This is a genomic window from Mycobacterium mantenii (genome assembly GCF_010731775.1).
Lineage (GTDB): Bacteria > Actinomycetota > Actinomycetes > Mycobacteriales > Mycobacteriaceae > Mycobacterium > Mycobacterium mantenii.
In genome coordinates this window covers 2,655,169-2,676,686 of the sequence record NZ_AP022590.1, presented here as the reverse complement: position 1 = coordinate 2,676,686, position 21,518 = coordinate 2,655,169, and the positions used below count along the sequence as shown (strand labels likewise).

The 21,518-nt window shown below is 67.4% G+C and carries 18 protein-coding genes and 1 tRNA gene; 13 read left to right on the top strand and 6 right to left on the bottom strand.

Annotated elements, in window-relative coordinates; translation table 11 throughout:
- Positions 1-115: 115 nt before the first annotated feature.
- The 3 genes from G6N50_RS12000 (at position 116) to G6N50_RS11990 (ending at position 4,847) form a co-directional block, all read left to right on the top strand.
- The gene (locus G6N50_RS12000) at positions 116-2,473 is read left to right on the top strand and encodes an MMPL family transporter (RefSeq protein ID WP_083094201.1); all 2,358 of its coding nucleotides are present in this window, start codon (positions 116-118) and stop codon (positions 2,471-2,473) included.
- Between the two features lie 77 nt (positions 2,474-2,550).
- Positions 2,551-3,453 carry a DMT family transporter gene (locus G6N50_RS11995; RefSeq protein WP_083094200.1) on the top strand — a complete coding sequence of 301 codons (903 nt, stop codon included), beginning with the start codon at positions 2,551-2,553 and terminating at the stop codon, positions 3,451-3,453.
- A 197-nt stretch (positions 3,454-3,650) separates the two neighbouring features.
- Positions 3,651-4,847 (top strand): L,D-transpeptidase, encoded by a 1,197-nt coding sequence (locus G6N50_RS11990; protein ID WP_083094336.1) that lies wholly within the window; start codon positions 3,651-3,653, stop codon positions 4,845-4,847.
- Positions 4,848-4,855: 8 nt separating this feature from the next.
- On the opposite strand, the gene G6N50_RS11985 is transcribed toward G6N50_RS11990, so the two are convergent.
- From G6N50_RS11985 to orn, 3 genes are all read right to left on the bottom strand, one after another.
- Positions 4,856-5,203 (bottom strand): hypothetical protein, encoded by a 348-nt coding sequence (locus G6N50_RS11985; RefSeq protein WP_276053453.1) that lies wholly within the window; start codon positions 5,201-5,203, stop codon positions 4,856-4,858.
- Positions 5,204-5,373: 170 nt separating this feature from the next.
- A tRNA-His gene (locus tag G6N50_RS11980) sits at positions 5,374-5,449 on the bottom strand.
- Between the two features lie 55 nt (positions 5,450-5,504).
- Positions 5,505-6,152, bottom strand: a complete 648-nt coding sequence (gene orn / locus G6N50_RS11975) for an oligoribonuclease (RefSeq protein WP_083094198.1) — start codon at positions 6,150-6,152, stop codon at positions 5,505-5,507.
- A 120-nt stretch (positions 6,153-6,272) separates the two neighbouring features.
- Here orn and G6N50_RS11970 point away from each other — a divergent pair, with 120 nt between their 5' ends.
- Positions 6,273-7,853 (top strand): helicase HerA-like domain-containing protein, encoded by a 1,581-nt coding sequence (locus G6N50_RS11970; protein WP_083094197.1) that lies wholly within the window; start codon positions 6,273-6,275, stop codon positions 7,851-7,853.
- A 3-nt stretch (positions 7,854-7,856) separates the two neighbouring features.
- Here G6N50_RS11970 and cmrA read toward each other — a convergent pair whose 3' ends face one another.
- Positions 7,857-8,663, bottom strand: a complete 807-nt coding sequence (gene cmrA / locus G6N50_RS11965) for a mycolate reductase (RefSeq protein ID WP_083094196.1) — start codon at positions 8,661-8,663, stop codon at positions 7,857-7,859.
- 69 nt (positions 8,664-8,732) lie between these two features.
- Between cmrA and G6N50_RS11960 the strand changes: the two genes are divergently transcribed.
- Positions 8,733-10,085 (top strand): MFS transporter, encoded by a 1,353-nt coding sequence (locus G6N50_RS11960; protein ID WP_083094195.1) that lies wholly within the window; start codon positions 8,733-8,735, stop codon positions 10,083-10,085.
- Between the two features lie 15 nt (positions 10,086-10,100).
- Here G6N50_RS11960 and G6N50_RS11955 read toward each other — a convergent pair whose 3' ends face one another.
- Together G6N50_RS11955 and G6N50_RS11950 are read right to left on the bottom strand one after the other, a co-directional pair.
- Positions 10,101-10,874, bottom strand: a complete 774-nt coding sequence (locus tag G6N50_RS11955; protein ID WP_083094194.1) for an MmpS family transport accessory protein — start codon at positions 10,872-10,874, stop codon at positions 10,101-10,103.
- A gap of 63 nt (positions 10,875-10,937) precedes the next feature.
- Positions 10,938-11,594 carry an SACE_7040 family transcriptional regulator gene (locus G6N50_RS11950; protein WP_083094193.1) on the bottom strand — a complete coding sequence of 219 codons (657 nt, stop codon included), beginning with the start codon at positions 11,592-11,594 and terminating at the stop codon, positions 10,938-10,940.
- A gap of 195 nt (positions 11,595-11,789) precedes the next feature.
- Between G6N50_RS11950 and G6N50_RS11945 the strand changes: the two genes are divergently transcribed.
- The 8 genes from G6N50_RS11945 to G6N50_RS11910 all read left to right on the top strand — a co-directional run bounded on the left by G6N50_RS11945 (position 11,790) and on the right by G6N50_RS11910 (position 21,418).
- Positions 11,790-13,370: a carboxyl transferase domain-containing protein gene (locus G6N50_RS11945; protein ID WP_083094335.1), complete on the top strand. Its 1,581-nt coding sequence runs from the start codon at positions 11,790-11,792 to the stop codon at positions 13,368-13,370.
- Between the two features lie 5 nt (positions 13,371-13,375).
- A complete protein-coding gene (locus G6N50_RS11940; protein WP_083094192.1) occupies positions 13,376-15,364 on the top strand; it encodes an acetyl-CoA carboxylase biotin carboxylase subunit in 1,989 nt (662 codons plus the stop codon).
- 6 nt (positions 15,365-15,370) lie between these two features.
- Positions 15,371-16,537, top strand: a complete 1,167-nt coding sequence (locus tag G6N50_RS11935; RefSeq protein ID WP_083094191.1) for an acyl-CoA dehydrogenase family protein — start codon at positions 15,371-15,373, stop codon at positions 16,535-16,537.
- Positions 16,534-17,043 carry a MaoC family dehydratase gene (locus G6N50_RS11930; protein WP_083094190.1) on the top strand — a complete coding sequence of 170 codons (510 nt, stop codon included), beginning with the start codon at positions 16,534-16,536 and terminating at the stop codon, positions 17,041-17,043. Before G6N50_RS11935 ends, G6N50_RS11930 begins: the two co-directional genes overlap by 4 nt.
- Entirely contained in the window at positions 17,040-17,861 is an 822-nt protein-coding gene (locus G6N50_RS11925; protein WP_083094189.1) for an HpcH/HpaI aldolase/citrate lyase family protein, read from the top strand. Before G6N50_RS11930 ends, G6N50_RS11925 begins: the two co-directional genes overlap by 4 nt.
- Before the next feature lie 258 nt (positions 17,862-18,119).
- Positions 18,120-19,187 carry a pyruvate dehydrogenase (acetyl-transferring) E1 component subunit alpha gene (gene pdhA, locus G6N50_RS11920; RefSeq protein ID WP_083094188.1) on the top strand — a complete coding sequence of 356 codons (1,068 nt, stop codon included), beginning with the start codon at positions 18,120-18,122 and terminating at the stop codon, positions 19,185-19,187.
- A gap of 9 nt (positions 19,188-19,196) precedes the next feature.
- Positions 19,197-20,252 carry a 3-methyl-2-oxobutanoate dehydrogenase subunit beta gene (bkdB, locus tag G6N50_RS11915; protein ID WP_083094187.1) on the top strand — a complete coding sequence of 352 codons (1,056 nt, stop codon included), beginning with the start codon at positions 19,197-19,199 and terminating at the stop codon, positions 20,250-20,252.
- A complete protein-coding gene (locus G6N50_RS11910) occupies positions 20,249-21,418 on the top strand; it encodes a dihydrolipoamide acetyltransferase family protein (protein WP_083094186.1) in 1,170 nt (389 codons plus the stop codon). The genes bkdB and G6N50_RS11910 overlap by 4 nt, the downstream gene beginning before the upstream one ends.
- Positions 21,419-21,518: the final 100 nt, after the last annotated feature.

The window sequence follows — 21,518 nt, the reverse complement described above, 5'->3', positions numbered from 1 at the left end:
GCCCGAGGGTCAAACCTCGATCCGAACATAGGAGCGATGCGCGCGAATTCGGGCCGATGCGAGCAATTCGTTTCCGGGCGGGTCAAACGGCACGCTTTCGGGTAGGCGATAGGCCATGCTGCACGTAATCACCCGGCTTGCGATCGCCGCGCCGCGCCGCATCATTGCGGTCGCCGTGCTGGTCCTGCTGGGGGCCGCGATCTTCGGGCTGCCGGTGGTCAACGGCCTTTCCGGCGGTGGATTCCAGGACCCCACCTCGGAGTCTTCCCGCGCGACCGACACCCTTCGGGACAAGTTCAACCAGACCGACCAGCAGATGCTGATTGTGGTGACCGCGCCCACCGGCGCCCGCGGTGATCAAGCGCGCCGCGTCGGCACCGAGATCGCCGAGCAGCTGAAACGGTCCCCGTGGGTGCTCAATGTGTCGTCGGCGTGGACGTCACCACCCGCGGCCGCGGCTCAGCTGGTCAGCAAGGACGACAAGTCCGGAATGATTGTGGCCGGCCTGAAAGGCGGGGAAAACGACGCGCAGAACTACGCCAGCGCGCTGACCAAGGACCTGGTGCATGACCGCGACGGCGTCACCGTGCGCGCCGGCGGGATGGCCGTGGCGTATGCGCAGATCAACGACCAGAACCAGCGCGATCTGCTGTTGATGGAGTCCATCGCGATTCCGCTGAGTTTCGCGGTGCTGGTCTGGGTGCTCGGCGGAGTGGTGGCGGCCGCGCTGCCGATCGTCCTGGGTGCGTTGGCCATTGTGTGCACCATGTCGGTGTTGCGGCTGATCAGCTTCGCCACCGACGTGTCGACGTACGCGCTGGACCTCAGCATCGCGATGGGTCTCGCCCTGGCGATCGACTACAACCTGCTGATCATCACCCGCTACCGCGAGGAGTTGGCGCGAACCGAGGACCGGGATCGGGCGTTGTACCGCACCATGGCCACCGCCGGTCGGACCGTGTTGTTCTCGGCCACCACCGTCGGTTTGTCGATGGCGGTGATGGCGCTGTTCCCGATGTACTTCCTGAAATCGTCGGCCTACACCATCGTGGCCACCGCGGTGATCGTCGCGATCGCGGCCGTCGTGGTGACCCCGGCGGCGATCGTCCTGTTGGGGCCCCGGTTGAACACGATGGATGCCCGCCGAGTGATGCACCGCGTCCTGCACGGGCAGCGCTCGTTCCGCGATCCCGCGCACAAGCCGCTCGTGTCGCAGTTCTGGTACCGGTCGACCAAGTTCGTCTTGCGCCGCGCCATGCCGGTCGGGCTGAGCGTCGTCGTGCTGCTGCTGTTGCTGGGCGTGCCGTTTCTGGGGGTGAAGTGGGGTTTTCCCGACGAGCGGGTGCTCCCACCGTCGGCGTCGGCGCGCCAGGTGGCCGACATGCTGGACAACGATTTCGCGAACGGGCTGGGAACCTCGGTGTCCGTGGTGGTCCCCGACGCCAACGGGGTGACCCCCGGCGAACTGCGGCGTTACGCCACCGAGCTGTCCCGGGTGCCCGACGTGACCGCGGTCACCGCACCGATGGGGACGTTCGTGGCCGGAAAGCGGGTCGGGCCGCCCGCCGCGGCCACCGGCATGGCCAACGGCAGCGCATTTTTCACCGTGGGCAGCTCGGCGCCGCTGTACTCGCAGGCCTCGAACACCCAGCTCGATCGGTTGCATCGGGTCGGCGGCCCGGCGGGGCGGTCGGTGGAGATGACCGGGCTGGCGCAGATCAATCGGGACAGCGTCGATGCGATCACCAAGCGTCTGCCGCTCGTGTTCGCGCTGATCGCGCTGATTACCTTCGCACTGCTGTTTTTGCTCACCGGCAGCGCGGTGTTGCCGCTGCAGGCCCTGGTGTGCAACGTGCTGTCGCTGACGGCGGCATTCGGTGCGATGGTGTGGATCTTCCAGGACGGCCACCTCAATGCGCTGGGCACCACGCCCAACGGGACGTTGAACGCGAACATCCCAGTGTTGTTGTTCTGCATCGCTTTTGGGTTGGCCATGGATTACGAGGTGTTCCTGGTCTCGCGCATTCATGAGTACTGGCTGGCCTCGCAGGCCATCCGGGAGACGCCGCCGACGCCGGCCCAGGCGCGCCACGAGACCGACGAGAGCACCGCGCTGGGCATCGCCGGCATCGGCCGGGTGGTCACCACCGCCGCGCTGGTGATGTCGATTTCCTTCGCCGCACTGATCCCGGCGCATGTGTCGTTCATGCGAATGCTGGGTCTGGGCCTCACACTCGGTGTGCTCGTCGACGCCACCTTGGTGCGAATGGTGTTGGTGCCGGCCTTCATCCACCTGATGGGCCGCTGGACATGGTGGGCTCCCCGGTGGTTGTCGTGGCTGCGGGACCAATCCGTGACCGGCGAAGGCGGCGAGGTCGCGGTGGGGCGGGGCCGTTGGGCCCGCGATGCACCCGAGGTGCCGCGACCGATGATCCGAAGGTGGCCGACCAGAGCCGCGCCCGGGCGCAGCTGACACGACGAGGTGCGCTCTAGGGCAATGACTTTCGCATAAGAAGATGCCGGCGCTGCCAGACATCGACGGAGAACCTTATGGCTCAAGCGAATATCGCCGCGCTACTGGCGTTGAGTTCTGCGTTGTGCGTGGCGATCGGCGATGTCCTGCAGCAGCGCGCTGCGCGCTGCATCGCCGACCGGTCGGCCGGCCCCGTCGAATTGTTCTCCAGCCTGCTGCGCAATCGGCGGTGGTGGTGGGGCGCACTGCTGCTGGTGGCGAGCATCGCGTTGCAGGCTGCGGCGTTGGGCGGGGGTTCGGTGCTGCTGGTGCAGGCGCTGCTGATGTCCTCGGTGCTGTTCGCGCTGCCCATCAACGCCAGGTTCTCGCACCGCACCGTGACCGGTGGCGAATGGGTGTGGGCCGCATTGCTGACGGCCGCGGTGATCGTGGTCGTGATCGTGGGCAATCCGCAGGCCGGTCATTCGGGCGCATCGCTGCGAACGTGGGCAGCGGTGGCCGCCGTCCTTGGGCCGCTGCTGGTCGGCTGTGTGGTGGCCGGTCGCATCTGGGGTGGTGCCGCGGCCGCGGCGCTGTTCGCCTTCGCATCGGGGTCGTTGTGGGGCGTCTTCGCGGTGCTCGCCAAAGAGGTCGTCGCCCGGCTCGGTGACGGTGCGGGCGCGGTGACCCGGACCCCGGAGCTGTATGCCGGCCTCCTGGTCGCGCTGGGGGGCGTGGCGTGGAGTCAGTCGGCGTTCCGGGCGGGTCCGTTGACCGCGTCGATGCCGACCCTGCAGATGTCGCAGCCGGTGGTGGCTGCGGTGCTCGGCGTCGTCGTCCTCGGCGAGACGCTGAACACGGGCCGGGCCGGGATGATCGCCCTGGCGGTGGCGGCGCTGGTGATGACCGCGGCGATCGTCAGGCTCGCGCGCGTCGAGGCCGTCAGCACCCGCGACACGGTCGAGGCGCAGCTGCGTGACGAGGTCGGATTGCCGGCGTAATCGGCCCGCAACGGGTCTGGAAATGCTTGAGGCGGGTCCTGGACCTCGCCCGAATGACGAATTCATTGCGGTGGCGACACCGAACGGCCGCCCCGCCTTTCGTACGCATGGGCGTGTCGGCGAAAGCCATTAGAATGCCTGCAGCTACCTCGCTGGTCAGCGGTGACCAACTGGAGAAACACTGGGAAGGTCACTGGATGGCGCATTTGCGGAGACGGCGATCGTGGCTGGTGGCCGCGATGGTTCCGATTGCTGTCTTCGGCGCCGCCTGTCACAGCAACCAAGCGGCGGCACCGCCGAAGGTCATCTTCGACAAGGGCACCCCGTTCGCCGACCTGCTGGTCCCCAAGCTCACCGCCTCGGTGACCGACGGCGCCGTCGGTGTGACGGTGGATGCGCCGGTGACCGTGACCGTCGCCTATGGGGTGCTCGCGTCGGTCACCATGGTCAACGAGAACGGCAAGTCGATCAGTGGGCAGCTGAGTCCCGACGGGCTGCGCTGGTCGACCACCGAGCAGCTCGGCTACAACCGGCGCTACACCCTGAGCGCGAAGGCGACCGGCCTGGGCGGCGCGGCCAGCAAGCAGATGACGTTCGAGACCAGTTCACCCGCCCATCTGACCATGCCCTACGTCAGTCCGGCCGACGGCGACGTGGTGGGCATCGGTGAGCCGGTGGCGATCCGCTTCGACGAGAACATCGCGAACCGGGCGGCGGCCCAAAAGGCCATCAACATCACCACCAACCCGCCGGTAGAGGGCGCGTTCTACTGGCTGAACAACCGCGAAGTGCGTTGGCGCCCAGAGCATTTCTGGAAGTCGGGGACCGCCATCGACGTGGCGGTCAACACCTACGGGGTGGATCTGGGCGACGGGATGTTCGGCGAGGACAACGTCAAGACGCACTTCACCATCGGCGACGAGGTGATCTCGACGGCCGACGACACCACCAAGACGGTGACCGTGCGGGTCAACGGTGACGTCGTCAAGACCATGCCGACGTCGATGGGCAAGGACAGCACCCCAACGGCCAACGGCGTCTACATCATCGGCGCGCGCTTCAAGCACATCATCATGGATTCCTCGACCTACGGCGTTCCGGTCAACTCGCCCAACGGATACCGCACCGAGGTCGACTGGGCCACGCAGATGTCCTACAGCGGCGTCTTCGTGCATTCAGCGCCGTGGTCGGTGGGCGCTCAGGGCCACACCAACACCAGCCACGGCTGCCTCAACGTCAGTCCGAGCAACGCCGAGTGGTTCTACGACCACAGCAAGAGCGGCGACATCGTCGAGGTGGTGCATACGGTCGGGCCGACGCTGCCGGGGATTGAGGGGCTGGGCGACTGGAACATCCCCTGGGCACAGTGGAAGGCGGGCAACGCCAACACCTGACGTGCGGGTCAGTCGATCTTGTGCCAGTTCCCGCAACTGCGGGTCATGAACGCGACATCGGTCGGCAGGATCCGGACCACCTGGGGGCCGTCGCCGACGTTGTTGTCGATGATGTCGTTGGTGTCGAAACTGCGCAGCCTGGCCCAATAGCATCCGTATTTGCCGCCATCGGTGCGATAGGTGCCCGCGGCGATGTCTTTGTTGACGATGTAGGTGCCGTTGCTCTCGATCGAAGTCCTGGGCCCCGGCGGGGGTGGCGGGGCGACGGTCTTGGTCACCGTTTTGGTCTCGGCCGGCAGCGTCGAGATCACGGTCGTCGTGGTGTGACTCGACCCGCCGCAGCCCCCGAGAAACAGCGCGACCACCCCCACGGCTGTACACGTGGCCCAACGGCCCGCGCGAAGCGGGGCTCGTCTGGCCGGGGCGGGATGTTGTCTGGTCACTGCTTTCCACTCACGGGTGCATCCGCATTGCGGGGAGTCGTTAACACGATAAAAGGTCAGGGAGCGCGATGCTCCCTGACCTGTGGGGTGAGTGACGGGACTCGAACCCGCGACATTCAGGATCACAACCTGACGCTCTACCAACTGAACTACACCCACCACGACCGCAGGCCGACCTTCGCACGATCAGGGTCAACGAGCGGCGACGTCGATACTAGCCCGTTGGCGGCGCGCTGGCCGAATCGCTTGGCCCCGGTGCGTCTTTTCCGCCGTCGAGGGCGGCGACCACCGCCTCGATTTCGCTGGTAGACGGGCCCGGCGGCGAGACGAATGCGGTTTGCCGATAGAACTGCAGCTCGCGGATGGACTCATGGATGTCGGCCAGCGCGCGGTGGGCCAGCCCCTTGACCGGCTGACCGAAATAAATCCGCGGGTACCAGCGCCGGCAGAGTTCTTTGATCGAGCTCACGTCGATCATGCGGTAGTGCAGGAACGAGTCCAGGCCGGGCATGTCGCGCACGATGAAGGCGCGGTCGGTGGCGATGGAGTTTCCGGCCAGCGGCGCCGTCTTGGGTTGCTTGACGTGTTCGCCGATGTAGTCCAGAACCATCGCCTCGGCGGTCGCCAGGTCGACGGTGGAGGCCCTCACTTCGTCGGTCAGCCCGGAACGCGAGTGCATTTCGGTGACCACCTCGCCCATTGCCGAAAGCGCGGCATCGTCGGCATGGATCACCACGTCGACCCCCTCGCCGAGAATGTTCAAATCCGCGTCGGTCACCAGCGCCGCGATCTCAATCAGCTTGTCCGAACCCAGATCAAGCCCGGTCATCTCGCAGTCGATCCACACCAATTCGTCTCGCACAGCGCTCAGACTAGGCCCAGGTGGCGCCCGCGGCGGCCCTCTCCCCCGTATCCGCTGGAGAAGTAGGGTGAGCGTTGTCGAACTGCATGCCGAACCACCGGGGAAGAGGGGCGCAGCACGATGAGCACCGATTCGGCGGCCACGGCCGCGACGCAGATCGCCGGCGGCTACGCCGTCGACGGCCAGGCGCTGGAATTGGGTACGGTCGTCATCGACGGCGCGGCCGACCCGGCGGCGCAGATCCGTATCCCGCTGGCCACCATCAACAGGCACGGCCTGGTGGCCGGGGCCACCGGAACGGGCAAGACCAAGACGCTGCAACTGATCGCCGAGCAGCTCAGCGCCGCCGGTGTGCCCGTGCTGATGGCCGACGTGAAGGGCGACCTGTCCGGGCTGGCCCAGCCCGGACAGCGCAACGACAAGACCGCCGCGCGGGCCAAGGACACCGGCGACAATTGGGAGCCGACGGGATATCCGGTCGAGTTTTTGTCGTTGGGCACCAAGGGAATCGGCGTGCCGATACGCGCGACCGTCGACAGTTTCGGCCCGGTGTTGTTGTCGAAAGTGTTGGGGCTCAACGCCACTCAAGAGTCGACGCTGGGGCTGATCTTCCACTGGGCCAAGGATCAAAATCATCGGCTGGTCACCACGGACGACCTACGCGGCGCGATCGGCTACCTGACCAGCGATGCGGGCAAGGAAGACCTGAAATCGCTGGGCGGCGTTTCGGCGACGACGGCGGGCGTCATCCTGCGGGCGCTGGTGAACCTCGATGCCGAGGGCGGGGACACGTTCTTCGGCGAGCCCAAGCTCGACCCGAACGATCTGCTGCGCGCCAACGACCGGGGCCAGGGCATCATCTCGCTGCTGGAGTTCACCGGTCAGTCGGTGCGCCCCGTCATCTTCTCCACCTTCCTGATGTGGCTGCTCGCCGACCTGTACGCGAAACTGGACGAGGTCGGTGACGTGGACCGGCCCAAGCTGGTGTTCTTCTTCGACGAGGCGCACCTGTTGTTCGCCGACGCGTCCAAGGCCTTCCTCGAGCAGGTCGAGCAGACCGTCAAGCTGATCCGCTCCAAGGGCGTCGGGGTGTTCTTCTGCACGCAGCTGCCGACGGACATCCCCAACGACGTGCTCTCCCAGCTGGGCGCCCGGATCCAGCACGCGCTGCGGGCATTCACGCCCGACGACCAGAAGGCGCTGAGCAAGACCGTCCGCACCTACCCGAGAACCGATGTGTACGACCTGGAGTCGGCGCTGACGTCGCTGGGTATCGGCGAGGCCGTCGTCACCGTGCTGTCCGAGAAGGGCGCACCGACGCCGGTCGCGTGGACCAGGATGCGAGTGCCCCGGTCGCTGATGGCCTCGATCGGCACCGACGAGATCGCGGCCGCGGCCAAAAACAGTCCGCTGCAGGCGAAATACGGCCAGACGGTCGCCCAGCCGGCGCAGCCCCAGGCCGGACCACGGGATCAGCAAGCCCAACCCGCGCCGCAGCCGCCGCAGGCCCGGTCCGACTACCCGCCGGTGCCGCCGAACGAGCCGGTCCCGCCGATGCCGGAACCGGCGGAGCCCAAGGGGTCGAAAGGTCCGTCCATGTGGGAGGAAGTCCTGCAGAACCCGACGGTGAAAAGCGGTATCAACACCGCGATACGCGAGGCGGTGAAGGGCATCTTCGGCACCGGCCGCCGCCGGAAGTAACGCCTACCCGCCGCCGAGCTTTTTGTAGAACGCACCCACGATGGGCGCCACGATGGCGCGGGGACCGTACCCGCTGGCCACCGACATGGCCTTCGACGTCAGGCCTGGGACGACGCGCATCTTGTTGCGCGCCAACGCATCCAGCGACACCCGCGCGGTGTGCTCGGTCGAAATCCAGAGAAAGTCGGGCACCAGCCGCTCGACGATCGATGCCTCGGTGTCATCGGGCAGGTCGGTGCGCACCGGGCCGGGCGCCAGCAGCGTCACATTGACACCGGACCCGCGCAGCTCGCCGCGCAGCGATTCGCTGAAGGTGTTCGCGAACGCCTTGGTGGCCGCATAGGTGGCGTTGTAGGGGATCGGCGAATTACCTGCCGCCGAGCCGGAAATCAGGATGCCGCCGGCCTTCCGCTCGACCATCCCCGGCAGCACCGCCAACGTAAGGTCGTGCACACCAAGGACATTCAGCTGCAGCTGAGCCTTTTCGCCGGCCGGATTGAGCGTGGCGACCGGACCGAAGGTGGCGGTGCCGGCATTGGCGCACAGGATCGAGATGGGGCGGGCGGCCAGCTCGTCGCACAGTTTCGCGCGTTCGGCCGGGTCGGCAAGGTCGGCGGCGCGAACCTCGACGGTGACGCCGTACTGGTCGGTCAGGCGAGCGGCCAGGTCCTTGAGCAGGTCTTCGCGGCGCGCGGTGACGATCAGGTTGTGTCCGCGTGCGGCGAGTTCGGTGGCGAGCGCTTCACCGATGTTCTGCGAAGCTCCGGTGACAACGGCGCGCGCCTCGGGGCTAGGAGCGGGTATCGGCATGCGCCAATCGTAGACAGCGGGCGATACGCGGCCCGCAGGCGATCGCGGGCGCCTATAGAGTTGCCGGGCATGAGCCAGCCGGAACCGCGTGCCGCCACGCCTGTGCGGTCGCACGTGTTCGCGTGGGCGCTCTGGGATTGCGGCTCGACCGGTCTGAACGCGATCGTGGCCACCTTCGTCTTTGCCGTCTATCTGACCAGCAGCGTTGGCGTCGGGATATCCGGAACCACCTCGCCGGCGAGCTGGTTGGGCCGCGCGGCGGCCGTCGCCGGGCTGACCGTCGCCGTGCTGGCGCCCGCCGTCGGCGTGTGGGTGGAGTCCCCGCACCGCAGGCGGGTGGCATTGAGCGTGCTGACCGCCGCAGCGGTGACGCTGACCTGCCTGATGTTCTTCGTCCGCGACCGCCCCGGCTACCTGTGGGCGGGGCTGGTGCTGTTGGGCGCGACGGCCGCCTGCGGCGACCTGGCCAGCGTCCCGTACAACGCCATGCTGCGTCAGCTCTCGACGCCGCAGACGGCCGGTCGGATATCCGGATTCGGCTGGGCGGCGGGTTATCTGGGGAGCGTACTGCTGCTGCTGGTGATCTACACCGGATTCATCTCCGGGTCCGGCGCCGGACCCGACGCCACGCGTGGCCTGCTGGCAGTTCCCTTGCGGGACGGGCTGTATGTCCGCGAGGCGATGGTGGTGGCCGCGATCTGGTTCGCGGTGCTGGCGCTGCCCCTGCTGTTCGTCGCGCACCGGTTGAGCGAATCGTCGGAGACGCATCAGCCGACGAGCATGCTGGGTGGCTATCGCAAGCTGTGGACGGAAATCAGCGCGGAATGGAGGCGCGACCGCAACCTGGTGTACTTCCTGTTCGCCAGCGCGCTCTTCCGGGATGGGCTGGCGGCGATATTCGCGTTCGGTGCGGTGCTCGGCGTCAACGTGTACGGCATCTCGCAGGCCAACGTGCTGATCTTCGGGGTGGCCGCCAGCGTGGTCGCCGCGGTGGGCGCGGTGCTGGGTGGGTTTGTCGACCACCGCGTCGGATCGAAACCCGTGATCGTGGCGTCCCTGTCCGCGATCGTCGTCCTGGGCCTGACCTTGATGGTGTTGTCCGGGCCGGTGGCGTTCTGGGTGTGCGGGCTGCTGCTGTGCGTGTTCATCGGGCCGTCGCAGTCGTCGTCGCGCGCGCTGCTGCTACAGATGGCCAAGCACGGCAGGGAAGGGGTCGCGTTCGGCCTCTACACCATGACCGGGCGGGCCGTGGCGTTCGTCGCGCCGTGGCTGTTCTCGGTGTTCGTCGACGTTTTCGGCGCCGTGCGGGCCGGCCTCGGCGGCATTTCGCTGGTGCTGATCGCTGGGCTGGTGGCGATGCTGGTGGTCCGCGTTCCGCTGCGCGGCGTCGTGGTGACCGAACCCGCGGTAGAACCGTCGTAGCCGGCCGAGGCAGCGCTAGCCGCGGGCGTCGCAGATCGTCAGGCCGCCGCCGACCCGCTTGCTGACCTGAACCCCGTCGACGGTGAGCGTGCAGGTGACGCTGTGGCCGATGTTGACGATCGTGACGTTGGCCGGGTGGGAAGCGGACTTCGACAGGCTGACCTCTTTGCTCCAGGGCAGGGCGACGTTGAATTCGGTCTGGATGAGCCCGCCGGTATCGATGTACATGATGCTGATCGCGCGCCCCTCACCGGTGACGGTGTAGACGACGTCTTGCATGGCGGCCGGCCCGGTCGTCTCGGGCGGCGTCTCGGGGCCGCTGGTCGGCGGTATCGGGACCGGGATGAGCGACGGTGACCGGTGCGTCGTCGTCGGGCTCTGCGGGCTTGGCTCCGGCATCGCCGGCAACGGCGGGACGGCGGTCTGGGTCTTGATCGCGTCGTTGGCGAGCACCAGCGCGATCACCAAAGCGACGACCAGCAGGACCGCCGCACCGGCGCCGAGCCACAACCATCGCGACGACTTCGGCCCGTCCGGCGGCGGGGGAGCCATGCCCGCCGGCAGGTCGCCCGACGGAGGAAGGTCTTGCTGCCAGTAGGCCGGCAGCCGCTTGGTCGTGTTCGTTTCGTCCGGGGTGGGCGCCCAGGGCGATGGTGTTCCGCCGTAGTGCGGCGCGTACGGCGTCTGGTCGGCGTACGCGGGATCAGCGGAGGGCGAATACCTCGGCTGCTGCGGCCCCGGCTGCGATGTACTAAACCGCTCGGTGGGACGTGAATCGTTCATGTCCACCTCATGGCTTGCAGGGTACCTGGACTCGGTGTTAAAACCCTGAGTCACCTTACGACGGGCAGCTCAGGGGCACTGATTTCCGGCGGCGAGCGCGGCCACCGTCATCGCCCGCATGACGCTGCGCGACCGCGCCGCGCGGACGGTCTTGCTGCGTGAAGTATCGGGGGACTTCATGCTGTGTGGGGTCGAATTCAGCAGGCCGAACACGGCGTGCGCCGTCAGCCGGGCGTCCGCCTCGGCCAGCTCGGGGTTCAGCTCCCGCAGCACGCCCACCCAGACCTCGACGTATTGACGCTGGGATTTGCGCACCTGCTTTTCGGCGGCCTCCGGCAGGTACGCAAGGTCGCGATCCTGAATGCGAATCAGGTCGGGCTCGTTGAAGACGAAGTCCAGATGGAAGTCGATCAGCCCGTCCAACGCGGAGGCGGCGTCGGGGCTGTCGGCGAGCACCTGCCGGGCACCGGCGAGCAGCCGGGTGCTGATCCCCACCAGCAACTCGACCAGCAGCGACTCTTTGTTGGGGAAGTGCCGGTAGATGGCCGGTCCGCTGACCCCGGCGGCCGCCCCGATGTCTTCCAGCCGCACCGCGAGGAACCCGCGCTCGGCGAAGAGCCGCTCGGCGGCCGACAGCAGTTGTAAGCGGCGGTCGGACTTCAACTGGCTTCGGCGGTTTGGGGCATCGGCGGCACCGGCCCGGCCCTCGGCGGCGGACGTTGTCATGACGTACCTCCGTTTGGCCGATTGGCCCCAACGTAGCACGAGTTACTCGCGATTAACTCGCATTTTTCACCCGCTGCGGTCCTCCCTGGACCGGCAACGGCGGCAATGGTATCCTCACTCCTTGAGTTAATGAGCATTAACTCAAAAGCCCGACCGCACGACGGCAAGGAGGCTGCTGCGGCGATGAACAACGTGGTGACCGCGCCCGCGAAGGCGTCGTTCTCCGATGAGCACCGCCGGCTGGTCGGTGAGTTGAACACCAAGCTGGCGGCCGCGGCGTTGGGCGGAAACGAGCGCGCGCGGGAACGCCACGTCAGCCGCGGCAAGTTGCTGCCCCGCGAGCGGGTGGACCGCCTACTCGACCCGGGTAGTCCGTTCTTGGAGCTTTCACCGCTGGCCGCGGACGGCATGTACGGCGACGAATCTCCCGGCGCCGGAATCATCACCGGCATCGGCCGCGTGTCGGAGCGCGAGTGCGTGATCGTCGCCAACGACGCGACGGTCAAGGGCGGCACCTACTACCCGATGACGGTGAAAAAGCATCTGCGCGCGCAGGAGGTGGCGCTGCAGAATCGGCTCCCGTGCATCTACCTGGTGGACTCCGGGGGCGCGTTCCTGCCGCGGCAGGACGAGGTGTTCCCCGACCGCGAGCATTTCGGCCGCATCTTCTACAACCAGGCGACCATGAGCGCCAACGAAATTCCACAAGTGGCCGCGGTGCTCGGATCGTGCACCGCCGGCGGCGCCTACGTGCCCGCGATGAGCGACGAGGCCGTCATCGTCCGCGAGCAGGGCACGATCTTCCTGGGCGGCCCGCCCCTGGTCAAGGCGGCGACCGGGGAGATCGTGTCGGCCGAAGATCTCGGCGGCGGCGACCTGCACTCCCGGGTGTCCGGTGTCACCGACCACCTCGCCGAAGACGACGAGCACGCCCTGCGGATCGTGCGCGCGATCGCGGCCACCTTCGGCCCGCGCGAGCCCAGCCCGTGGGACGTCCGAACCCCGCTCCCGCCCACCTGCGCGCAGACGGAGCTTTACGACGTGGTGCCGCCCGACCCGCGGGTGCCCTACGACGTGCACGAGGTCATCGTGCGGCTGGTCGACGGCGGCGAATTCAGCGAATTCAAGGCCAATTACGGCAAGACCCTGGTGACCGCGTTCGCCCACATCCACGGCCACCCGGTGGGCATCGTGGCCAACAACGGAGTGCTCTTCAGCGAATCCGCTTTGAAGGGAGCGCATTTCATCGAGCTGTGCGACAAGCGCAAGATCCCGCTGCTGTTTCTGCAGAACATCGCCGGCTTCATGGTCGGCCGCGACTACGAGGCGGGCGGCATCGCCAAGCACGGCGCCAAGATGGTCACCGCCGTCGCCTGCGCCCGGGTGCCCAAGCTGACCGTCGTGATCGGTGGATCCTATGGGGCGGGCAACTATTCGATGTGCGGCCGGGCGTATTCGCCCCGCTTCCTGTGGATGTGGCCCAATGCCCGCATCTCGGTGATGGGCGGCGAACAGGCCGCATCGGTGCTGGCCACCGTGCGCGGCGAGCAGCTCGCCGGTGCCGGCAAACCCTGGTCGCCCGACGAGGAAGAGGCGTTCAAGGCGCCCATTCGCGAACAGTACGAAAACCAGGGCAACCCCTACTACTCCACGGCTCGACTCTGGGACGACGGGATCATCGACCCGGCCGACACCAGAACGTTTGTCGGGCTTGCTCTTTCGGTGTGCGCCCAGGCGCCGCTGGAACCCGTCTCCTACGGCGTCTTCCGGATGTGAGTGCAGTGTTCGAGACCGTACTAGTGGCCAACCGCGGCGAGATCGCCGTGCGGGTGATCCGGACCCTGCGACGGCTGGGCATCCGCTCGGTCGCCGTCTACAGCGATCCGGACGACGGCGCCCGGCATGTGCTCGAGGCCGACGAAGCGGTGCGGTTGGGACCCGCCGCGGCGCGTGAGAGCTATCTGAACATCGACAAGGTCGTCGAGGCGGCCGTGCGCACCGGATCTCAGGCGATCCACCCCGGGTATGGATTCCTCTCCGAGAACGCCGATTTCGCGGCCGCCTGCGAGCGGGCCGGGATCGTCTTCCTGGGGCCGCCGCCCCGCGCGATACAGGTGATGGGCGACAAGATCACCGCCAAGAACGCGGTCGCCGCCTTCGACGTCCCGGTGGTGCCCGGCGTGGCCAAGCCCGGGCTGAGCGACGACGAGCTGGTAGTGGCCGCGGACGAGGTCGGATATCCGGTGCTGATCAAACCGTCCGCGGGCGGCGGGGGCAAGGGCATGCGCCTGGTGGAGGAACCGGCCAGGCTGCGCGAGGCGCTGGTGGGGGCGCGGCGCGAGGCCGCCTCGTCGTTCGGCGACGACACGCTGTTCCTCGAACGATTCGTGTTGCGGCCCAGGCACATCGAGGTTCAGGTGCTCGCCGACACGCACGGCAACATAGTGCACCTCGGTGAGCGCGAGTGCAGCCTGCAGCGACGTCATCAGAAGGTGATCGAGGAGGCGCCCTCGCCGTTGCTCGACGAGGCGACGCGGGCGCGCATCGGGGCGGCCGCCTGCAACACCGCACGCAGCGTCGATTATGTCGGCGCGGGCACGGTCGAATTCATCGTCTCCGCGGACCGGCCCGACGAGTTCTTCTTCATGGAGATGAACACCCGTCTGCAGGTTGAACATCCGGTCACCGAGGCGGTCACCGGGCTGGACCTGGTCGAGTGGCAGCTGCGGGTGGCCGCCGGCGAGAAGCTGATGATCGCCCAGGACGACATCGAACTGCGCGGGCACGCGATCGAGGCGCGCGTGTACGCCGAGGATCCGGCCCGCGGATTCCTGCCGACCGGCGGGCGGGTGCTGCAGGTTTCCGAGCCGTCCGGTGCCGGTGTGCGGGTCGACTCCTCGCTGCTGCCGGGGACGGTGGTCGGCAGCGACTACGACCCGATGCTGAGCAAGGTGATCGCCCACGGGACCGACCGCGACGAGGCGCTGGCGAAGCTCGACCGGGCTTTGAGTCGCACCGCGATCCTCGGGGTCCAGACCAACATCGAATTCCTCCGGTTCCTGCTCGCCGACGAACGGGTGCGCGACGGCGATCTGGACACCGCGCTGCTGGACGAGCGGCTTTCGGACTTCGCTCCGCTGCCGGCACCCGATGACGTGCTCGCGGCGGCCGGTCTTTATCGGCAGTCGACCCTGGCTTTTTCGGCTCGCCGCTTCGCGGGCAATCCCTGGGCCGCGCCGACGGGATGGCGGGTCGGCGGTAGCCCGGCGCCCGTCCGCACCGACATGCGCACCCCGCTGCGCAGTGAGACGGTGTCGGTGTGGGGGCTGCCCGAGGCGGCCACGGTGCAGGTAGGCGAGGGTGAGACCCATTCCGCCGCAGTGCAAGTCGAGCGAGACCGGATGAGAGTGACGCTGGACGGTGTGCGCCGCGAATACCACTGGGCCGAGGCGGACCGGCACCTGTGGATCGCCGACGAGCGGGGAACCTGGCACCTGCGTGAGGCGGAGGAGAACAAGATCCACCGCGCCGCGGGCGCGCAGCGGGCCGAGATCGTCAGCCCGATGCCCGGCAGCGTGATCGCGGTTCAGGCATCCTCGGGCGCCGACGTTTCCGAAGGCGATGTGGTGGTCGTCGTCGAGGCGATGAAAATGGAACATTCGCTTTCCGCACCGATTTCGGGACAGGTGGAGGTGCTCGTCTCCGTTGGCGATCAGGTGACGGTGGACCAGGTGCTGGCCCGGCTGGTGCCCGAAGAAAGCGAGGATTAAAGGATCATGACGACAACGATTACCGCGGGAACGCTACCCAAGGAATACGAAGACCTTCGCGCCACCGTCGCCGATTTCGCACGTACCGTGGTCGCACCCGTATCGGCGAAACACGATGAGGAGCATAGCTTCCCGTACGAGGTCGTCACCAAGATGGGCGAGATGGGGCTGTTCGGGCTGCCGTTCCCGGAAGAGTACGGCGGCATGGGCGGCGATTATTTCGCGCTGGCGCTGGCCCTCGAGGAGCTCGGCAAGGTCGACCAGTCGGTGGCAATCACGCTGGAAGCCGGCGTGGGGTTGGGCGCGATGCCGATCTACCGGTTCGGCACCGAGGAGCAGAAGCAGAAGTGGCTGCCTGACTTGGTGGCCGGACGGGCGCTGGCCGGCTTCGGGCTGACCGAGCCGGGCGCCGGTTCCGACGCCGGCGGCACGCGCACCACCGCCCGGCTGGAGAACGGCGAGTGGGTGATCAACGGCGCCAAGCAATTCATCACCAATTCCGGCACCGACATCACCTCGCTGGTCACCGTCACCGCGGTCACCGGGACCGTCGGCGACAGCAAGAAAGAGATCTCGACGATCGTCGTGCCCAACGGCACACCGGGCTTCACCGTCGAGCCGGTGTACAACAAGGTCGGCTGGAACGCCTCGGACACCCACCCGCTGACCTTCGCCGACGCCCGCGTGCCCGAGGAGAATCTGCTGGGCGCCCGCGGAACCGGCTATGCGAACTTCCTGTCCATCCTCGACGAGGGCCGCATCGCGATCGCCGCGCTGGCCACCGGGGTGGCGCAGGGCTGCGTCGACGAGAGTGTCAAGTACGCCAAGGAACGCGAATCGTTCGGCAAGCCGATCGGTTCCTACCAGGCGATCAGCTTCAAGATCGCGCGGATGGAGGCGCGGGCGCACGTCGCGCGCACGGCATACTACGATGCGGCCGCAAAGATGTTGGCGGGCAAGCCTTTCAAGAAGGATGCGGCGATCGCGAAGATGATCTCCTCGGAGGCCGCGATGGACAACGCCCGCGACGCCACCCAGATCCACGGCGGCTACGGCTTCATGAACGAATATCCGGTGGCGCGGCACTACCGCGACAGCAAGATACTCGAGATCGGGGAAGGGACTACCGAAGTGCAGTTGATGCTCATCGCGCGATCGCTGGGGTTGTCATGAGCGCACCCGACCGGGAAGGCAAATCGGTTGTCCAGCGGGGCTTGTGGTTTGAGGAGTTCGAGACCGGCACCACCTACCTGCACCGGCCCGGGCGCACCGTCACCGAGGCCGACAACGTCCTGTTCACCACGCTGACAATGAACACCCAGTCGCTGCACCTCGACGCGGCCTGGGCCGCCGAGCAGCCCGGCTTCCGGGGCGAGCGGCTGGTCAACTCCATGTTCACCCTCTCCACACTGGTCGGGCTGTCGGTGTCGCAGCTGACGCTCGGCACCATCGTCGCGAACCTGGGTTTCTCCGAGGTGTCCTTCCCCAAGCCCGTTTTCCACGGCGACACCCTGTACGCCGAAACCGTGTGCACGGGCAAGCGCGAATCGAAGAGCCGGCCCGGCGAAGGCATCGTCACCCTTGAGCACACGGGACGCAACCAGCACGGCGAGGTCGTCGCGCGCGCCGTGCGCACCACGCTGGTGCAGAAGCGCCCAAGCAACCAGGAGACCAAGTGAACCTGCAAACCGCCGGCCCCGGATGGCTGTTCTGCCCGGCCGACCGTCCCGAGCGTTTCGCCAAGGCCGCGGCTGCCGCCGATGTGGTGATCCTTGACCTCGAGGACGGCGTGGCCGAAGCGGACAAGCCCGCGGCGCGCAAGGCTTTGCAGGAAACACCGCTGGATCCCGAGCGCACCGTCGTTCGGGTCAACGCGGCCGACACCGCGGAATACCCTCTCGACCTCGAAGCCCTGGCCGGGACCGCTTACACCACGGTGATGTTGTCCAAGACGGAGTCGGCCGCGCAGGTGACGGCGCTGGCGCCGCGCAATGTGATCGCGCTGCTGGAGACGCCGCGCGGTGCGGTGTTCGCCACCGAAATCGCGGCGGCACAGGGCACCGTGGCGCTGATGTGGGGCGCCGAGGACCTGGTGGCCGCGCTCGGTGGTAGCTCCAGCCGCAAGGCCGACGGCAGCTACCGGGACGTCGCCCATCACGTGCGGTCGACGGCCCTGCTCACGGCGTCCACCTTCGGCCGGGTCGCGCTCGACGCGGTACATCTGGACATCCGGGACGTCGATGGCTTGCGGGACGAGGCCGAAGACGCCGTCGCGCTGGGTTTCGCCGGTACGGTGTGCATCCACCCGAGCCAGATCCCGGTGGTGCGCGACGCGTATCGGCCCAGCGACGAGAGGCTGGACTGGGCACGACGGGTGCTGACGGCGGCACGTTCCGAGCGCGGGGTCTTCGCGTTCGAAGGACAGATGGTCGACTCGCCGGTGCTCAAGCACGCGCACATGACGTTGCGCAGGGCGGGTGAGACCGTCCCCGACTGACGGCTCCGCGAACCGCCGGACGGAATTCCTGCGCCGCAACGCGACACGCTGCGCCGTCTTTGCAATCCCGCGGTCTCTTCGCGTTTGAGCGCATAATGGTGAGTAGGCCAGTGTCGCGGCGAGCAAAGCCTTTCAGCCGACGATCGACGTCCGCTCGCGGTGGGTTCCGGCTGACCGTGTGCCGGGACCCGTTGTGGCTCACCGGGCCACGCGGCGCCCGGCAAGGGAGGCGGTGTGGCGTAAGTGACTTCGACGCCGATGACTGTCGATCTCGAGCCGGTGCAACTCGTCGCCCCGGATGGCTCACTGACGTCCGAACACCGCTACAGCCGTGAGCTTCCCGCCGAGACGCTGAGCTGGCTCTACGAGATGATGGTGGTCACCCGTGAGCTGGACGGCGAATTCGTCAACCTCAAGCGGCAAGGGGAACTGGCGTTGTTCGCGTCCTGCCGCGGTCAGGAAGCCGCCCAGGTCGGTGCGGCCGCGTGTCTGCGTAAGACGGACTGGTTGTTTCCCCAGTACCGGGAACTCGGCGCATTTTTGGTGCGCGGCATCCCGCCCGGGCACGTGGGGGCGGCATGGCGCGGAACATGGCACGGCGGTTTGGAATTCACCAAGAAATGCTGCGCTCCGCTGTCGATTCCGATCGGCACCCAGACGCTGCATGCGGTGGGGGCGGCGATGGCCGCCCAACTCCTCGACGAAGATTCGGTGACGGTTGCCTTCCTCGGTGACGGCGCCACCAGCGTGGGGGATGTGCACGAGGCGCTGAATTTCGCGGCCGTGTTCGCCACGCCCTGCGTGTTTTTCGTGCAGAACAACCAGTGGGCGATCTCGGTGCCGATTTGCAAACAAACCGCCGCACCGTCGCTGGCGCACAAGGCGATCGGCTACGGAATGCCCGGAATCCGGGTGGACGGCAACGACGTCCTGGCTTGTTACGCGGTGACGGCCGAGGCCGCCGCTCGGGCCCGGGCGGGCGGCGGACCGACGTTGATCGAGGCGGTCACCTACCGCTTGGCCCCGCACACCACGTCCGACGATCCGAGTCGATACCGGACGCAGGACGAGGTCGACCACTGGGCGGCGCTGGAACCGATCGCGCGGTACCGCAGCTACCTGCAAGGCCGGGGCCTGTGGTCAGAACGGTTGGAGGAACGGGTTGCCGGCCGCGCGAAGCGGATGCGGGCCGAATTGCGCGACGCCGTGTTCGACGCGCCCGATTTCGACATCGACGAGGTCTTCACGTCGGTGTATGCCGAAATCACACCGGGACTACAGGCGCAGCGGCAGCAGCTGCGGGCCGAACTCGACCGAGGTGATTGAGAGGCGTCCATGACTCAGCTCGCTGATCGGCCCGCCGGCCACGGCGAAACGCTCACCGCGGCAGTGGAGAAAGTCGCGCTTGGAGCACAGTCGTTGACGATGGTGCAGGCGCTCAACCGCGCCCTGAACGACGCGATGGCCGCCGACGATCGCGTCCTGGTATTCGGTGAGGACGTCTCGGTCGAGGGAGGGGTGTTCCGGGTAACCGAGGGACTGGCCGCGGCGTTCGGCGAGGACCGCTGCTTCGACACGCCACTCGCGGAGTCCGCCATCATCGGGATCGCGGTGGGACTGGCGCTGCGCGGCTTCGTGCCGGTGCCCGAGATCCAGTTCGACGGATTCTCCTACCCCGCCTTCGATCAGGTGGTCAGCCACCTGGCGAAGTACCGTACCCGCACCCGCGGCGAAATCAACATGCCCGTGACGGTGCGCATACCCTCGTTCGGGGGAATCGGTGCCGCCGAACATCATTCGGACTCCACCGAGTCGTATTGGGCGCACACCGCCGGCCTGAAGGTGGTGGTACCGTCCAGCCCGGCCGACGCGTATTGGCTGCTGCGTGACGCGATCACCTGCCCGGACCCGGTGATGTATCTGGAGCCCAAGCGCCGGTATCAGGGCCGTGGGCTCGTTGACGTCACCCGGCCGGAACCGCCGATCGGACGGGCGATGGTGCGCCGGCAGGGCACCGACGTGACCGTCGTGACCTACGGCAGTTTGGTCGGCACCGCGGTGGGTACCGCCGAAGAGGCGCAGCGGCAACGTGGATGGAGCCTGGAGGTCGTCGACCTTCGGTCCCTGGTGCCGCTGGACTTCGATACCGTCGCCGCGTCGATCCATCGGACCGGACGCTGCGTGGTGATGCACGAGGGACCGCGCAGTCTGGGGTATGGCGCGGGTTTGGCCGCCCGAATTCAAGAGGAGTTGTTCTACGAGCTCGAGGCGCCCGTGTTGCGCGCGTGCGGGTTTGACACCCCGTATCCCCCGGCGAGGTTGGAGAAGTGGTGGCTGCCCGGCCCCGACCGGCTACTGGATTGTGTCGAGCGCGTGTTGGAACAGCCATGAGCGACGAGCGGATCAAGTCGTTTCGGGTGCCCGACCTCGGTGAGGGACTGGAAGAGGTCACGGTGACGCGGTGGCACGTGGCGGTGGGTGACGACGTCGCCCTCAACCAGGTGCTGTGCACGGTGGAGACCGCGAAGGCCGAAGTGGAAATTCCCAGCCCGTACGCCGGGCGGATCGTCGAAAGGAACGGCGCCGAAGGCGATGTGCTCAACGTGGGGGCGGTACTGCTGCAGATCGACATCGCCCCGCTCGGCGGTGATTTGCCGCCCGCCGAAACGGCCGTGCCCACGCTGGTCGGTTACGGCACCGACTCCGGCATCGACGCCAGCCGGCGCACCACCCGTCCGCTGGCCGCCCCTCCGGTTCGCAAGCTGGCCAAAGAGCTGATGGTCGACCTCGGCTCGGTGCAGCACCTCCCGGGCGCCATCATCACCCGGGAGGATGTGCTCTCGGCGGCTCGCGGCAACGGAAACGGCGTCGATGTCCGGCCCGTCCGGGGTGTGCACGCCCGGATGGCGGAGAAAATGGCGTTGTCGCACAGGGAGATTCCGGCGGCAAAGGTCGGTGTCGAGGTCGACTGCAGCGAGCTGCTGCGGCTGTCGGACCGGCTTCGGTCGGCGCATGGGGAGATCACGCCCTTCGTGCTCATGTTGCGACTGCTGGTCATCGCGTTGCGCCACAACGAGATATTGAACTCGACGTGGGTCGACTCGCCGCAGGGACCGCAGGTGCGCATCGACCATCGTGTGCACCTGGGCATCGCCACGGCCACCGAGCGTGGCTTGCTCGTCCCGGTAATCACCGACGCCCACAGCAAGACGACCCGCGAACTGGCCGGCAGGGCAACCGAATTGATCGCCGGTGCGCGTGCGGGCACCCTGGAGCCGGGGGAATTACGGGGTTCGACATTCACCGTGACGAATTTCGGGGCGCTGGGCGTCGACGACGGCCTGCCGGTGATCAACCATCCCGAAGCCGCCATCCTCGGCATCGGGGCGATCAAGCCGCGGCCCGTCGTCCGCGGCACCGAGATCGTGGTGCGCCCAACAATGTCATTGACGTGTGTGTTCGACCATCGCGTCGCCGACGGCGCACAAGCTTCCCAATTCACTTGCGAGATCAAGGATCTGATCGAGTCGCCCGATACCGCGCTGCTGGACTTGTAAGTTCGGGTCAGGAATGCGGCGGCACCGGGCACCCGAACAGCCCGCAATTGAAATTGGGCTGGTGAAATGGCGGCGGCGGGGGGTACGGTGGCGGGTTGTC